23 protein-coding genes are annotated in these 13,263 nt (G+C 41.1%); all 23 read left to right on the forward strand.

What is annotated here, in order from left to right:
• Positions 1-41: 41 nt before the first annotated feature.
• The 23 genes from rpsG to rpmD all read left to right on the forward strand — a co-directional run bounded on the left by rpsG (position 42) and on the right by rpmD (position 13,245).
• Positions 42-512, forward strand: a complete 471-nt coding sequence (gene rpsG / locus AC3A54_RS22545) for a 30S ribosomal protein S7 (protein ID WP_308081571.1) — start codon at positions 42-44, stop codon at positions 510-512.
• 53 nt (positions 513-565) lie between these two features.
• Positions 566-2,647: an elongation factor G gene (gene fusA, locus AC3A54_RS22550; RefSeq protein WP_308081570.1), complete on the forward strand. Its 2,082-nt coding sequence runs from the start codon at positions 566-568 to the stop codon at positions 2,645-2,647.
• Between the two features lie 128 nt (positions 2,648-2,775).
• Positions 2,776-3,963 (forward strand): elongation factor Tu, encoded by a 1,188-nt coding sequence (gene tuf / locus AC3A54_RS22555; protein WP_308081569.1) that lies wholly within the window; start codon positions 2,776-2,778, stop codon positions 3,961-3,963.
• A gap of 598 nt (positions 3,964-4,561) precedes the next feature.
• On the forward strand, positions 4,562-4,870 hold the full coding sequence (gene rpsJ / locus AC3A54_RS22560; protein ID WP_066094693.1) for a 30S ribosomal protein S10: 309 nt from the start codon (positions 4,562-4,564) through the stop codon (positions 4,868-4,870).
• Positions 4,871-4,908: 38 nt separating this feature from the next.
• Positions 4,909-5,535, forward strand: coding sequence for a 50S ribosomal protein L3 (gene rplC, locus AC3A54_RS22565; protein WP_308081568.1), 627 nt, complete (start codon positions 4,909-4,911; stop codon positions 5,533-5,535).
• 29 nt (positions 5,536-5,564) lie between these two features.
• Positions 5,565-6,188, forward strand: coding sequence for a 50S ribosomal protein L4 (rplD, locus tag AC3A54_RS22570; protein ID WP_308081567.1), 624 nt, complete (start codon positions 5,565-5,567; stop codon positions 6,186-6,188).
• Positions 6,188-6,472, forward strand: a complete 285-nt coding sequence (rplW, locus tag AC3A54_RS22575) for a 50S ribosomal protein L23 (protein ID WP_308081566.1) — start codon at positions 6,188-6,190, stop codon at positions 6,470-6,472. Before rplD ends, rplW begins: the two co-directional genes overlap by 1 nt.
• Positions 6,473-6,500: 28 nt before the next feature.
• Positions 6,501-7,331 carry a 50S ribosomal protein L2 gene (gene rplB, locus AC3A54_RS22580; RefSeq protein WP_308081565.1) on the forward strand — a complete coding sequence of 277 codons (831 nt, stop codon included), beginning with the start codon at positions 6,501-6,503 and terminating at the stop codon, positions 7,329-7,331.
• A 60-nt stretch (positions 7,332-7,391) separates the two neighbouring features.
• Entirely contained in the window at positions 7,392-7,670 is a 279-nt protein-coding gene (gene rpsS / locus AC3A54_RS22585; RefSeq protein ID WP_026565526.1) for a 30S ribosomal protein S19, read from the forward strand.
• A gap of 17 nt (positions 7,671-7,687) precedes the next feature.
• The gene (rplV, locus tag AC3A54_RS22590; RefSeq protein ID WP_308081564.1) at positions 7,688-8,029 is read left to right on the forward strand and encodes a 50S ribosomal protein L22; all 342 of its coding nucleotides are present in this window, start codon (positions 7,688-7,690) and stop codon (positions 8,027-8,029) included.
• 3 nt (positions 8,030-8,032) lie between these two features.
• Positions 8,033-8,689 (forward strand): 30S ribosomal protein S3, encoded by a 657-nt coding sequence (rpsC, locus tag AC3A54_RS22595; RefSeq protein WP_308081563.1) that lies wholly within the window; start codon positions 8,033-8,035, stop codon positions 8,687-8,689.
• 2 nt (positions 8,690-8,691) lie between these two features.
• Positions 8,692-9,126, forward strand: coding sequence for a 50S ribosomal protein L16 (gene rplP, locus AC3A54_RS22600; protein ID WP_307282803.1), 435 nt, complete (start codon positions 8,692-8,694; stop codon positions 9,124-9,126).
• Positions 9,116-9,316, forward strand: a complete 201-nt coding sequence (gene rpmC, locus AC3A54_RS22605) for a 50S ribosomal protein L29 (RefSeq protein ID WP_040203247.1) — start codon at positions 9,116-9,118, stop codon at positions 9,314-9,316. Before rplP ends, rpmC begins: the two co-directional genes overlap by 11 nt.
• 22 nt (positions 9,317-9,338) lie before the next feature.
• A complete protein-coding gene (gene rpsQ / locus AC3A54_RS22610; RefSeq protein WP_308081562.1) occupies positions 9,339-9,602 on the forward strand; it encodes a 30S ribosomal protein S17 in 264 nt (87 codons plus the stop codon).
• Positions 9,603-9,641: 39 nt separating this feature from the next.
• The gene (gene rplN, locus AC3A54_RS22615; RefSeq protein ID WP_308081561.1) at positions 9,642-10,010 is read left to right on the forward strand and encodes a 50S ribosomal protein L14; all 369 of its coding nucleotides are present in this window, start codon (positions 9,642-9,644) and stop codon (positions 10,008-10,010) included.
• A gap of 36 nt (positions 10,011-10,046) precedes the next feature.
• Entirely contained in the window at positions 10,047-10,355 is a 309-nt protein-coding gene (gene rplX / locus AC3A54_RS22620) for a 50S ribosomal protein L24 (protein WP_308081560.1), read from the forward strand.
• 28 nt (positions 10,356-10,383) lie between these two features.
• Positions 10,384-10,923, forward strand: coding sequence for a 50S ribosomal protein L5 (gene rplE, locus AC3A54_RS22625; RefSeq protein ID WP_308081559.1), 540 nt, complete (start codon positions 10,384-10,386; stop codon positions 10,921-10,923).
• 24 nt (positions 10,924-10,947) lie between these two features.
• Positions 10,948-11,133, forward strand: coding sequence for a type Z 30S ribosomal protein S14 (locus AC3A54_RS22630; protein WP_034676107.1), 186 nt, complete (start codon positions 10,948-10,950; stop codon positions 11,131-11,133).
• Between the two features lie 29 nt (positions 11,134-11,162).
• Positions 11,163-11,561, forward strand: a complete 399-nt coding sequence (rpsH, locus tag AC3A54_RS22635; protein ID WP_283921071.1) for a 30S ribosomal protein S8 — start codon at positions 11,163-11,165, stop codon at positions 11,559-11,561.
• Positions 11,562-11,592: 31 nt separating this feature from the next.
• Entirely contained in the window at positions 11,593-12,129 is a 537-nt protein-coding gene (gene rplF / locus AC3A54_RS22640) for a 50S ribosomal protein L6 (protein WP_308081558.1), read from the forward strand.
• 32 nt (positions 12,130-12,161) lie between these two features.
• Positions 12,162-12,524: a 50S ribosomal protein L18 gene (gene rplR / locus AC3A54_RS22645; RefSeq protein ID WP_308081557.1), complete on the forward strand. Its 363-nt coding sequence runs from the start codon at positions 12,162-12,164 to the stop codon at positions 12,522-12,524.
• A 24-nt stretch (positions 12,525-12,548) separates the two neighbouring features.
• Positions 12,549-13,049: a 30S ribosomal protein S5 gene (rpsE, locus tag AC3A54_RS22650; protein WP_309856938.1), complete on the forward strand. Its 501-nt coding sequence runs from the start codon at positions 12,549-12,551 to the stop codon at positions 13,047-13,049.
• Between the two features lie 13 nt (positions 13,050-13,062).
• Positions 13,063-13,245 carry a 50S ribosomal protein L30 gene (gene rpmD / locus AC3A54_RS22655; RefSeq protein ID WP_308081556.1) on the forward strand — a complete coding sequence of 61 codons (183 nt, stop codon included), beginning with the start codon at positions 13,063-13,065 and terminating at the stop codon, positions 13,243-13,245.
• Positions 13,246-13,263 lie beyond the last annotated feature (18 nt).

Below are 13,263 nucleotides of genomic sequence, written 5' to 3' on the forward strand. Positions count from 1 at the left end.
TAATAACTTTAATAAAAGCTTCTTTGAAAGGAGGAAAAAATATGCCACGTAAAGGTCCTGTAGCAAAAAGAGACGTGTTACCAGATCCGCTTTACAATTCAAAATTAGTTACTCGTTTAATCAACAAAATGATGGTTGACGGTAAAAGAGGTAAGTCACAAGAAATTCTTTACTCTGCGTTTGATACTATTCGCGAACGTACTGGCAAAGAGCCAATGGAAACTTTTGAAGCAGCTATGAAAAACATCATGCCTGTATTAGAAGTTAAGGCTCGCCGTGTAGGTGGTGCAAACTACCAAGTACCAGTTGAGGTGCGTCCTGATCGCCGTACAACTCTTGGTCTTCGTTGGTTAGTAAACTACGCTCGTCTTCGCGGTGAAAAGACGATGGAAGAGCGTTTAGCTAATGAAATCATGGATGCAGCTAACAACACTGGTGCATCTGTTAAGAAGCGTGAAGATACACACAAAATGGCAGAAGCAAACAAAGCGTTTGCTCACTATCGTTGGTAATCTAACCTTCAATATATAAAATTTCATTCCAAACTAGGAAGGAGAAAGACCAAATGGCAAGAGAGTTCTCCTTAGCAAACACACGTAATATCGGTATCATGGCTCACATCGATGCCGGTAAAACGACTACCACTGAGCGTGTTCTTTATTACACTGGTAAGATTCATAAAATCGGTGAAACACATGAAGGCGCTTCTCAGATGGACTGGATGGAGCAGGAGCAAGAACGCGGAATCACAATCACTTCCGCAGCAACAACTGCACAATGGAAAGGCCACCGCGTAAACATCATCGACACACCAGGACACGTAGACTTCACGGTTGAAGTTGAACGTTCCCTACGTGTACTTGATGGTGCGGTAGCTGTACTAGATGCACAGTCTGGTGTTGAGCCTCAAACTGAAACAGTTTGGCGTCAAGCAACAACTTACGGTGTACCACGTGTTGTATTCGTAAATAAAATGGACAAAATTGGAGCCGACTTCTTATACTCAGTAGGTACAATACATGACCGTTTACAAGCGAATGCACATCCAATTCAGTTACCAATCGGTGCTGAAGATGAATTTGAAGCTATCATTGACCTTGTGGAAATGAATGCTGTATTCTATGGTAACGATTTAGGAACTGATATTGAAGTTCGTGAAATCCCAGAAGAATATATGGCGCAAGCTGAAGAATATCGCGAAAAGCTAGTTGAAGCAGTAGCTGAATTAGATGAAGAGTTAATGGAAAAGTACCTAGGTGGGGAAGAACTCACTAAAGAAGAGCTAAAAGCAGGTATTCGTAAAGGTACAGTTAACGTTGAATTCTATCCTGTAATCTGTGGATCAGCTTTCAAAAACAAAGGTGTTCAGTTAATGCTAGATGCCGTTATTGATTACCTTCCATCTCCACTAGATGTTCCTGCAATCAAAGGACACGCTGTTGATGATGAAGAAGAATTTATCGAACGTCATTCTAGCGATGAAGAGCCATTCTCTGCTCTTGCATTTAAAGTTATGACTGACCCATATGTTGGTAAATTAACGTTCTTCCGCGTTTACTCTGGTACTTTAGAATCTGGATCATATGTTCAGAACTCAACTAAAGGCAAGCGTGAGCGTATCGGACGAATTCTACAAATGCACGCGAACAGCCGTCAAGAAATCTCTAAGGTTTTTGCTGGTGACATCGCTGCGGCTGTAGGTCTGAAAGATACAACTACTGGAGATACTCTATGTGATGACAAAAACCCTGTTATCCTTGAGTCAATGCAATTCCCAGAGCCTGTAATTCAACTTTCAGTAGAACCTAAGTCAAAAGCTGACCAAGACAAAATGACAACTGCTCTACAAAAGCTTCAAGAAGAAGATCCGACATTCCGTGCGCACACTGACCAGGAAACTGGACAAGTAATCATCGCTGGTATGGGTGAACTTCACCTAGATATCATCGTTGACCGTATGCGTCGTGAATTTAAGGTCGAAGCAAATGTAGGTGCGCCTCAGGTTGCATATCGCGAAACTTTCCGTGCTTCTGCACAAGTTGAAGGTAAATTTGCACGTCAATCTGGTGGTCGTGGACAATATGGTCACGTTTGGATTGAATTCTCACCTAATGATGAAGGTAAAGGATTTGAATTCGTAAACGGAATCGTTGGTGGTGTTGTTCCTCGTGAATACATCCCGGCTGTTCAAGCTGGTCTAGAAGATTCACTTGATCGTGGAGTTCTTGCTGGATATCCATTAGTTGATATTAAAGCTCGTCTATTTGACGGTTCTTACCATGATGTTGACTCATCTGAGATGGCGTTTAAGATTGCCGCTTCAATGGCACTTAAAAACGCTGCGTCTAAGTGTAGCCCAGTTATCCTTGAACCTATGATGAGGGTTGAAGTTGTAATCCCTGAAGAATACCTAGGGGATATCATGGGACAAATCACTGCACGTCGTGGCCGCGTTGAAGGTATGGAAGCTCGTGGTAACGCACAAGTAGTTCGTGCAATGGTTCCACTTTCAGAAATGTTTGGTTATGCAACTGCACTTCGTTCAAGTACTCAAGGACGTGGAGTATTCTCTATGCACTTCGATCACTATGAAGAAGTTCCAAAATCAGTTTCTGAAGAAATTATCAAAAAAAATAAAGGTGAATAATTGATTTTCACCTTTGTTTAAAGTATAACTACTTATGTAAGAATAGAAACTGTGAAATATGGACAAACATATTCGCAGTTTCTACCTAATATACTTAAACTTTTATAATCCAAAGGAGGATTTTCCAAATGGCAAAAGCTAAATTCGACCGTTCAAAGCCACACGTTAACATTGGTACAATCGGACACGTTGACCATGGTAAAACTACTTTAACTGCTGCAATCACTTCTGTACTTGCAAAATCAGGTAAAGCAGAAGCTCGTGCATACGATCAAATCGACGGTGCTCCAGAAGAAAAAGAGCGTGGTATCACAATCTCTACTGCACACGTTGAATATGAAACTGACGCACGTCACTACGCACACGTAGACTGCCCAGGACACGCTGACTATGTTAAAAACATGATCACTGGTGCTGCACAAATGGACGGCGGTATCTTAGTAGTATCTGCTACTGATGGTCCAATGCCACAAACTCGTGAGCACATCCTTCTTTCTCGTCAGGTAGGCGTACCTTACCTTGTTGTATTCATGAACAAGTGTGATATGGTTGATGACGAAGAACTTCTTGAATTAGTAGAAATGGAAATTCGTGACCTATTATCAGAATACGATTTCCCTGGCGATGACACTCCAGTTATCAAAGGTTCTGCTCTTAAAGCATTAGAAGGTGAAGCAGCTTGGGAAGAGAAAGTTCTTGAACTTATGACTGCTGTTGACGAATTCATCCCAACTCCAACTCGTGACACTGACAAGCCTTTCATGATGCCAGTTGAGGACGTATTCTCAATCACTGGTCGTGGAACTGTTGCTACAGGACGTGTTGAGCGTGGTGTAGTTAAAGTTGGTGACGTAGTTGAAATCGTAGGTTTCACTGAAGAGCCAAAATCTACAACTGTAACAGGTGTAGAAATGTTCCGTAAGCTTCTTGATTTCGCTGAAGCTGGTGACAACATCGGTGCACTTCTTCGTGGTGTAGCACGTGAAGATATCGAACGTGGTCAAGTATTGGCTAAACCAAAGTCAATCACTCCACACACAAAGTTTAAAGCACAAGTTTATGTATTATCAAAAGAAGAAGGTGGACGTCACACTCCATTCTTCACTAACTACCGCCCACAATTCTATTTCCGTACTTCTGATATTACTGGTATCTGTAATCTTCCAGAAGGAACTGAAATGGTAATGCCTGGTGACCATATCGAAATGACTGTTGAACTTATCGCTCCAATCGCAATCGAAGAAGGAACAAAGTTCTCTATCCGTGAGGGTGGACGTACAGTAGGTTCAGGTTCAATCACTACAATCACTGAGTAATTCTTAATAATAAAAGCAGATGGATGACGATCCATCTGCTTTTTTGTGTCTTCAGATAGATATAAATCGAGTTTCTTCTATATAAATATATATGAAAATAAACTTTGAAAACTGTCCAGCTCCAACGCCTAGCCCCTCGGGTCAAATAACCTTCGGCAATAAAAGTCAAAAGGCGGACTTTTATTGCCGAAGAACATTTGCCTGGCTACAAAGGGCTAACGCCTTTTGTACGCATAAGTGTGTATAGGTCTCTGTCTGCGCTCCGCTTGCCAATCGACCAGTCTTCTTTATCGGGGCTGATCAAGGCGTTTCCGCTTTTCTAATTAGGATATTATTGGAGAATGATAATTTGTGTTGAAAAAGTATTTTTCAGCCGCTATAATAAGAAAAGTGTTCAGGACAGAAACATAAAGAAAAAAATCTTAATAGATGTTGCGTTTCTTTTATGTTTTATGTATAATAGACAATGTTGGTCTTTGACTGCGATGATGTGGAAGGTTGCTGACACACCCGGCCGCTTTGCCATGGCGAGTGTGTGAGGGAAATTTCCACTGAGAATGTCTATTTTTGAAAATAGGCGAATAAAGGAGGGAAAATAATGGCAAAACAAAAAATTCGTATCCGTTTAAAAGCGTATGATCACAGAATCCTTGATCAATCTGCAGAAAAAATCGTTGAAACAGCAAAACGTTCTGGTGCGGCTGTATCTGGTCCAATTCCGTTACCGACTGAAAAAACTATTTACACGATTCTTCGTGCGGTGCATAAGTACAAAGATTCACGTGAGCAATTCGAACAACGGACACATAAGCGTCTAATCGACATCGTTAACCCAACTCCACAAACAGTTGATGCGTTAATGCGTTTAGACTTACCATCTGGCGTCGATATTGAAATTAAACTTTAATCCAAATAAACAAACATTCTATAGGAGGTGTGACTTAAATGACCAAAGGAATCTTAGGAAGAAAGATTGGTATGACTCAAGTATTTGCTGAAAACGGCAACTTAATCCCTGTAACTGTGGTTGAGGTAGCTCCAAACGTAATTCTTCAAAAGAAATCAGTTGATAGCGACGGATATGTTGCGGTTCAAGTTGGTTTTGAAGACAAACGTGAAAAGTTAGCTAACAAACCTGAAAAAGGACATGTTGCTAAAGCAAACACTGCTCCTAAGCGCTTCATTCGCGAATTCCGCGGAGACGACTTAGCAGGATATGAAGTTGGTCAAGAAGTCAAAGTTGATATTTTCGCTGCAGGCGAAATCGTAGATGTAACAGGAATCTCAAAGGGTAAAGGTTTCCAAGGTGTAATTAAGCGCCACGGACAATCTCGCGGCCCAATGGCTCACGGTTCTCGTTATCACCGTCGTCCTGGTTCAATGGGACCTGTTGCTCCAAACCGCGTATTCAAAGGTAAATTATTACCAGGACGCATGGGTGGAGATCAAGTTACTGTTCAAAACCTTGAAGTTATTAAAGTTGACGTTGAACGCAACTTACTTCTAATCAAAGGTAACGTTCCAGGCGCTAAAAAAGCATTACTAAAAATCAAAGGTGCAGTTAAAGCATAAATAGATTTTAAGAAAGGAGGAACAAAGGAATGCCTAAAGTAGCATTATTAAACCAAAACGGTTCACAAGTTGGTGAAATCGAACTTAATGAAGCAGTTTTTGGTATTGAGCCTAACCAACACGTATTATTTGAAGCAATTGTTATGCAAAGAGCTTCATTACGTCAAGGTACTCATAAAACAAAAATTCGTTCTGAAGTACGCGGCGGTGGTCGTAAACCATGGCGTCAAAAAGGAACTGGCCGTGCACGTCAAGGGTCAATTCGTTCTCCACAATGGCGCGGAGGTGGGATTGTATTCGGTCCAACACCACGCAGCTACAGCTATACATTGCCTAAAAAGGTTCGTCGCTTAGCGATTAAATCTGCGTTATCTTCTAAAGTTCTAGAAGAAAACATTGTAGTATTAGAAAACTTAGCATTCGAAGCTCCAAAGACAAAGGACTTTAAAGCTGTATTAGCTGGTCTTTCTGTTGAGAAGAAAGCTTTGATCGTTACAGCTGACCTAGATGAGAACGTAGCACTTTCTGCTCGTAACATTCCTGGTGTAACAGTAGTAACAGCTAATGGCATTAACGTATTAGATGTTGTTAATCATGATCAATTAATCATGACTAAAGCAGCGGTTGAAAAAGTAGAGGAGGTGCTTGCATAATGGATGCACGCGATATCATTAAGCGCCCCGTTATCACTGAGCGTTCTACTGACCTAATGGCTGAAAAGAAATATACGTTCGAAGTTGATGTTAGAGCTAACAAAACACAAGTCAAAGATGCGATCAAAGAAATCTTCGGCGTTGAAGTTGAGAAAGTAAACATCATGAACTATAAAGGTAAATTCAAACGTATGGGTAAATTCGGCGGATACACAAACAAACGTCGTAAGGCAATTGTAAAATTAACTGCTGACAGCAAAGAAATCGAATTCTTTGAAGCATAAGAACCTAACAAGAGAGGAGGGAAATAAAATGGCGATTAAAAAGTACAAACCTACCTCTAATGGTCGTCGCGGAATGACTACTTCTGATTTCGCAGAAATCACAACTAGCACTCCAGAGAAATCTCTATTAGCTCCATTAACGAGAAAAGGCGGCCGTAATAACCAAGGTAAGTTAACTGTTCGTCATCAAGGTGGCGGCCATAAGCGTCAATATCGTATCATCGATTTCAAACGTAACAAAGATGGCATTCCAGGACGCGTTGCTACTATCGAGTACGATCCAAACCGTTCTGCAAATATTGCATTAATCAACTATGTGGATGGAGAAAAGCGTTATATCTTAGCTCCTAAAAATCTACAAGTTGGTATGGAAGTAATGTCAGGCCCTGAGGCTGATATTAAAGTGGGTAACGCTCTTCCATTAGCAAACATACCTGTTGGTACAGTTGTACACAACATTGAATTAAAACCAGGTAAGGGTGGTCAGCTAGTTCGTTCTGCTGGTACATCTGCACAAGTACTTGGTAAAGAAGGTAAATATGTACTTGTACGTTTAACTTCTGGTGAAGTTCGTATGATCCTTGCTGAGTGCCGTGCTTCTATCGGTCAAGTAGGTAACGAACAACACGAACTTATTAACATTGGTAAAGCTGGTCGTTCTCGTTGGTTAGGCAAGCGCCCAACTGTACGTGGATCAGTAATGAACCCTAACGATCACCCACACGGTGGTGGTGAAGGACGTTCACCAATCGGACGTAAGTCACCAATGACTCCTTGGGGTAAACCAACTCTTGGTTACAAAACCCGTAAGAAGAAAAACAAATCAGATAAGTTTATTGTACGTCGTCGTAAAAAATAACGGGATTGAACTACGGTTCAAAGAAAGAACCGTAGAACAGTCACGAAGGGAGGTTCCTTCATGGGTCGCAGCTTGAAAAAAGGACCATTTGTTGATGATCATTTAATGGTTAAGGTCGAAAAGTTAAATGAAACTGAGAGTAAACAAGTTATTAAAACTTGGTCTCGCCGTTCTACGATCTTCCCACAATTTATCGGCCACACAATCGCAGTTTATGATGGTCGCAAACATGTGCCTGTTTATGTTACTGAAGACATGGTAGGACACAAGCTTGGAGAATTCGCTCCAACACGTGCTTACAAAGGCCATGGTAACGATGATAAGAAAACAAGACGTTAAGAGAGGAGGGCATCCAAATGCAAGCTAAAGCTGTTGCAAGAACAGTTCGTATTGCTCCTCGTAAAGCACGTTTAGTCGTTGATTTAATCCGAGGAAAGCAAGTTGGTGAAGCGGTGGCGATTTTAAATCTCACTCCTAAGGCTGCTTCTCCAATCGTAGAAAAAGTATTAAAATCAGCTATGGCAAATGCTGAGCACAACTACGAAATGGACGTTAATAACCTAGTTGTTACTCAAGCATTCGTTGATGAAGGACCGACACTAAAACGTTTCCGTCCTCGCGCTATGGGCCGTGCAAGCCAAATTAACAAACGCACAAGCCACATTACAATCGTTTTATCAGAAAAGAAGGAGGGATAAGCTGTGGGTCAAAAAGTAAATCCAGTCGGTTTGCGTATCGGAATCATCCGTGATTGGGAATCTAAATGGTACGCAGGTAAAGACTTCGCTACTCTTTTACACGAAGACCTTAAAATTCGTGAGTACATCACGAAGCGTTTAAAAGATGCTTCTGTTTCTAAAGTAGAAATCGAACGTGCTGCTAACCGTGTGAATGTTACAATCCATACAGCTAAACCTGGTATGGTTATCGGTAAAGGCGGTACTGAAGTTGAAGCACTTCGTAAAGCTTTAAATCAACTAACTGGCAAACGCGTTCATATCAACATTCTTGAAATTAAGAGAGCTGATCTTGATGCGAAACTAGTAGCTGAAAATATTGCTCGTCAATTAGAAAACCGTGTATCTTTCCGTCGTGCACAAAAGCAAGTTATTCAACGTGCTATGCGTGCTGGTGCGAAAGGTATCAAAACAATGGTATCTGGTCGTCTTGGCGGCGCTGATATCGCTCGTTCTGAACACTACAGCGAGGGAACTGTTCCACTTCATACTCTTCGCGCTGATATCGACTATGCTACAGCTGAAGCTGATACAACATATGGTAAGCTTGGCGTAAAAGTATGGATTTATAAGGGAGAAGTCCTTCCTACTAAGAAGAAAAATGCGGAAGGAGGCAAATAATCATGTTATTGCCAAAACGCGTAAAATATCGCCGTCAACACCGTGGTAACATGCGTGGTAACGCTAAAGGCGGTACTGAAGTAACTTTCGGTGAATACGGCCTACAAGCACTTGAAGCTTCTTGGATCACAAACCGTCAAATCGAAGCTGCTCGTATTGCGATGACACGTTACATGAAACGTGGCGGTAAAGTTTGGATTAAAATTTTCCCACACAAGCCTTACACTGCTAAGCCATTAGAAGTGCGGATGGGTTCCGGTAAAGGTGCTCCAGAAGGCTGGGTAGCTGTTGTTAAACCTGGAAAGATTATGTTCGAAATTGCTGGCGTTTCTGAAGAAATCGCACGTGAAGCACTTCGACTTGCAATGCACAAACTTCCTGTTAAATGTAAGTTTGTAAAACGAGAAGAAATTGGTGGTGAATCAAGTGAAAGCTAATGAACTACGTGACCTTACCACTGCTGAAATTGAACAAAAAGTAAAATCTTTAAAAGAAGAGCTTTTCAACCTTCGCTTTCAATTGGCGACAGGACAACTTGAAAACACAGCTCGTATTCGTGAAGTACGCAAATCGATTGCTCGCATGAAGACAGTTGTTCGTGAAAGAGAAATCAGCGTTAACAAGTAATGATTGAGAGGAGGTTCACACAATGAGTGAACGTAACCAACGCAAAGTTTACACAGGACGCGTAGTTTCTGACAAAATGGATAAGACTGTTACTGTTCTTGTCGAAACATATAAAAAGCATCCATTATACGGTAAACGCGTTAAGTACTCTAAAAAGTTAAAGGCTCATGATGAGCAAAACCAAGCTAAGACTGGCGATGTAGTTCGTATTATGGAAACTCGCCCACTTTCAGCTACAAAACGCTTCCGTTTAGTAGAAGTAGTAGAAAAAGCAGTAATTATTTAATGGTTCGGATTATGTTCATTCCGAAGGGAGGTTACACACATGATTCAACAAGAATCACGTTTAAAAGTTGCTGACAACTCTGGTGCTCGTGAAGTACTTACGATTAAAGTTCTTGGAGGTTCTGGTCGCAAAACTGCTGGTATTGGTGATGTGATCGTATGTACAGTAAAACAAGCAACACCAGGTGGCGTTGTTAAAAAAGGTGATGTTGTTAAAGCTGTTATTGTACGTACAAAGAGCGGTGCTCGCCGTAATGATGGTTCTTACATCCGTTTCGATGAAAACGCATGTGTAATTATCAAAGACGACAAAAGCCCACGTGGAACTCGTATCTTCGGACCAGTTGCCCGTGAACTTCGCGATAACAACTTTATGAAAATTGTCTCTTTAGCTCCAGAAGTATTATAATTTCAAATTTAATTGCCTTTAAGGAGGTGCGCACAGATGCATGTAAAAAAAGGTGATAAAGTAAGAGTCATCTCTGGTAAGGATAAAGGCAAAACAGGAGTAATCCTAGCTGCTTATCCTAAAGAAAGCCGTGTACTAGTTGAAGGTGTTAACATTGTTAAAAAACACGCTAAGCCTTCTCAAGTGAATCCACAAGGCGGAATTATCAGTTTTGAGGCTCCTATTCATGTATCAAACGTAATGCCTATCGATCCTAAATCAGGTAACCCAACTCGTGTAGGTTACACTGCGGTTGATGGCAAAAAAGTACGCGTAGCAAAATCCGGTGAAGTTTTAGATAAATAGTTTAAATTTTAGAAGGGAGGTACAATAAGTGAACCGCCTAAAAGAAAAATTTGTTAAAGAAGTTACTCCTGCTCTTATGAGCAAGTTCAACTATAAGTCAGTTATGGAAGTTCCTAGACTTGAAAAAATCGTTGTGAATATGGGTGTTGGTGACGCAGTAGCGAACGCTAAGTCTCTTGATAATGCAGTTGAAGAACTTGCAACTATCACAGGTCAAAAACCATTAGTAACTCGTGCGAAAAAGTCTATCGCTGGCTTCCGTCTTCGTGAAGGTATGCCAATCGGTGCAAAAGTTACTCTTCGCGGTGAGCGCATGTACGAATTCTTGGATAAATTAGTTTCCGTTTCTTTACCTCGTGTACGTGACTTCCGTGGAGTTTCTAAAAAAGCTTTCGATGGTCGCGGTAACTATACATTGGGAATTAAAGAACAATTAATCTTCCCTGAAATTGATTACGATAAAGTAACCAAAGTTCGTGGTATGGATATCGTTATCGTAACGACTGCTAACACTGATGAAGAATCTCGTGAACTTTTAACTCAATTTGGAATGCCATTCCAAAAGTAATCGTTAAATAATGGAGGCGAAAACGTGGCTAAAAAGTCAATGATTGCGAAACAAAAGCGCACGCCTAAATATGCAGTACAAGAGTATACACGCTGCGAACGTTGTGGCCGTCCACACTCTGTATACCGTAAATTTAAGCTTTGTCGTATTTGTTTCCGCGAATTAGCGTACAAAGGACAAATTCCTGGTGTTAAAAAAGCTAGCTGGTAAAACCCAAGTCTGGGAAGGAGGTAAAAATAATGGTCATGACAGATCCAATTGCTGATATGCTTACTCGCATTCGTAATGCGAACATGGTACGTCACGAAAAGTTAGAAGTGCCTGCTTCTAATCTGAAAAAAGAAATTGCTGAAATTTTAAAGCGCGAAGGTTTCGTACGTGACGTCGAATTTATCGAAGACAACAAACAAGGTATTATCCGTATCTTCTTAAAATACGGTGCAAATAATGAACGTGTTATTACTGGTCTTAAGCGCATAAGCAAGCCTGGACTTCGAGTTTACGCTAAATCAAATGAGGTACCACGCGTTCTTAACGGTCTTGGTATCGCTTTAGTATCAACATCACAAGGTGTTATTACAGATAAAGAAGCTCGTGCAAAACAAGTCGGCGGAGAAGTATTAGCTTACGTTTGGTAATCGAGTTTTTGAATGAATGGAGGTGCACTAAATGTCTCGCGTAGGAAAAAAACCAATTGAAATTCCAGCAGGTGTTACTGTTACTTTAAACGGTAGTACAGTAACTGTTAAAGGACCTAAAGGCGAATTAACTCGTACTTTTAATCCTGATATCACAATCAACGTTGAAGAGAACGTTGTAACGATCGCTCGTCCATCTGACGTTAAAGAACACCGCGCGTTGCACGGTACAACTCGTGCAGTGATTGCGAACATGGTTGAAGGTGTTTCCAACGGATTTACAAGAAACCTTGAGTTAATCGGGGTTGGATATCGTGCTCAAAAGCAAGGTAACAAGCTTGTATTAAACGTAGGTTATTCTCACCCAGTTGAAATTGAACCTGAAGCTGGCCTTGAAATCGAAGTACCTGCTAATACAAAAGTTATTGTAAAGGGTACTGATAAAGAACGTGTTGGTGCATTAGCTGCCAATATCCGCGGAGTACGTCCTCCAGAGCCTTATAAAGGTAAAGGAATCCGTTACGAAGGAGAAAACGTTCGTCGTAAAGAAGGTAAAACAGGTAAGTAATGCCGCATAGGTAAACGAAAGGAGTGACGTAAATGATTACGAAGCAAGATAAAAACGCTACTCGCAAGAAAAGACATGCTCGTGTTCGTGCGAAACTTAGCGGTACTTCTGCTCGTCCACGTCTAAACGTGTTTCGTTCAAATAAGCATATTTATGCTCAATTAATCGATGACATGGCTGGAGTAACTTTAGCAAGTGCTTCTACTAAAGAAAAAGATTTCGGTCTTGAATCTACTAGTAACGTTGAAGCTGCACAAAAGATCGGTGAATTAGTCGCTAAACGTGCGGTAGAAAAAGGTATCACTTCAATTGTCTTTGACCGTGGCGGATACCTATACCATGGACGTATTAAAGCATTAGCTGATGCTGCCCGTGAAAACGGCTTACAATTCTAAAAGACAAAGGAGGGACACAAAAAGATGCGTCGTATTGATCCAAACAAACTTGAACTAGAAGAACGCGTAGTCACGGTTAACCGTGTTGCGAAAGTTGTTAAAGGTGGACGTCGTTTCCGCTTCACAGCCCTTGTTGTTGTAGGCGATAAAAACGGTCACGTTGGTTTCGGTACTGGTAAAGCACAAGAAGTACCTGATGCTATTCGTAAAGCCATCGAAGATGCAAAGAAAAACTTAATCGAAGTACCTATGGTCGGAACAACAATTCCTCACCAAGTAATTGGTCGCTTTGGTGCTGGTGAAATCCTTCTAAAACCTGCTTCTGAAGGTACAGGAGTTATCGCTGGTGGTCCAGTTCGTGCCGTTCTTGAATTAGGTGGAGTTGCTGATATCCTTTCTAAATCATTAGGAACTAACACACCGATCAACATGGTTCGTGCAACTATTGACGGTTTAAAACAATTAAAACGCGCTGAAGACGTAGCTAAATTACGTGGTAAATCAGTAGAAGAACTGTTAGGATAAGGAGGGAAATCAAATGGCGAATAAACTTTTAATTACCCTCAACCGTAGTGTAATTGGTCGCCCTGAGGACCAACGCGCGACAGTTACTGCATTAGGTTTACGTAAACTAAATCAAACAGTTGAGCATCAAGATAACGCTGCGATTCGCGGTATGGTTAACAAAGTTGCTCACCTTGTAACAGTTAAAGAACAATAATTGATTCTTTTCTTTCAT

Source organism: Neobacillus sp. Soil_C_43 (genome assembly GCF_057656715.1).

Coding starts and splice junctions, on each gene's coding strand:
- rplD (WP_308081567.1), top strand. CDS start 5,565: ATGCCTAAAGTAGCATTATTAAACCAAAACGGTTCACAAGTTGGTGAA.
- rpsG (WP_308081571.1), top strand. CDS start 42: ATGCCACGTAAAGGTCCTGTAGCAAAAAGAGACGTGTTACCAGATCCG.
- rplX (WP_308081560.1), top strand. CDS start 10,047: ATGCATGTAAAAAAAGGTGATAAAGTAAGAGTCATCTCTGGTAAGGAT.
- rplR (WP_308081557.1), top strand. CDS start 12,162: ATGATTACGAAGCAAGATAAAAACGCTACTCGCAAGAAAAGACATGCT.
- rplP (WP_307282803.1), top strand. CDS start 8,692: ATGTTATTGCCAAAACGCGTAAAATATCGCCGTCAACACCGTGGTAAC.
- rpsJ (WP_066094693.1), top strand. CDS start 4,562: ATGGCAAAACAAAAAATTCGTATCCGTTTAAAAGCGTATGATCACAGA.
- tuf (WP_308081569.1), top strand. CDS start 2,776: ATGGCAAAAGCTAAATTCGACCGTTCAAAGCCACACGTTAACATTGGT.
- rpsQ (WP_308081562.1), top strand. CDS start 9,339: ATGAGTGAACGTAACCAACGCAAAGTTTACACAGGACGCGTAGTTTCT.
- rplW (WP_308081566.1), top strand. CDS start 6,188: ATGGATGCACGCGATATCATTAAGCGCCCCGTTATCACTGAGCGTTCT.
- rpsS (WP_026565526.1), top strand. CDS start 7,392: ATGGGTCGCAGCTTGAAAAAAGGACCATTTGTTGATGATCATTTAATG.
- fusA (WP_308081570.1), top strand. CDS start 566: ATGGCAAGAGAGTTCTCCTTAGCAAACACACGTAATATCGGTATCATG.
- rplB (WP_308081565.1), top strand. CDS start 6,501: ATGGCGATTAAAAAGTACAAACCTACCTCTAATGGTCGTCGCGGAATG.
- rplC (WP_308081568.1), top strand. CDS start 4,909: ATGACCAAAGGAATCTTAGGAAGAAAGATTGGTATGACTCAAGTATTT.
- rpmD (WP_308081556.1), top strand. CDS start 13,063: ATGGCGAATAAACTTTTAATTACCCTCAACCGTAGTGTAATTGGTCGC.
- rpsE (WP_309856938.1), top strand. CDS start 12,549: ATGCGTCGTATTGATCCAAACAAACTTGAACTAGAAGAACGCGTAGTC.
- rplF (WP_308081558.1), top strand. CDS start 11,593: ATGTCTCGCGTAGGAAAAAAACCAATTGAAATTCCAGCAGGTGTTACT.
- rplN (WP_308081561.1), top strand. CDS start 9,642: ATGATTCAACAAGAATCACGTTTAAAAGTTGCTGACAACTCTGGTGCT.
- rpsH (WP_283921071.1), top strand. CDS start 11,163: ATGGTCATGACAGATCCAATTGCTGATATGCTTACTCGCATTCGTAAT.
- rplV (WP_308081564.1), top strand. CDS start 7,688: ATGCAAGCTAAAGCTGTTGCAAGAACAGTTCGTATTGCTCCTCGTAAA.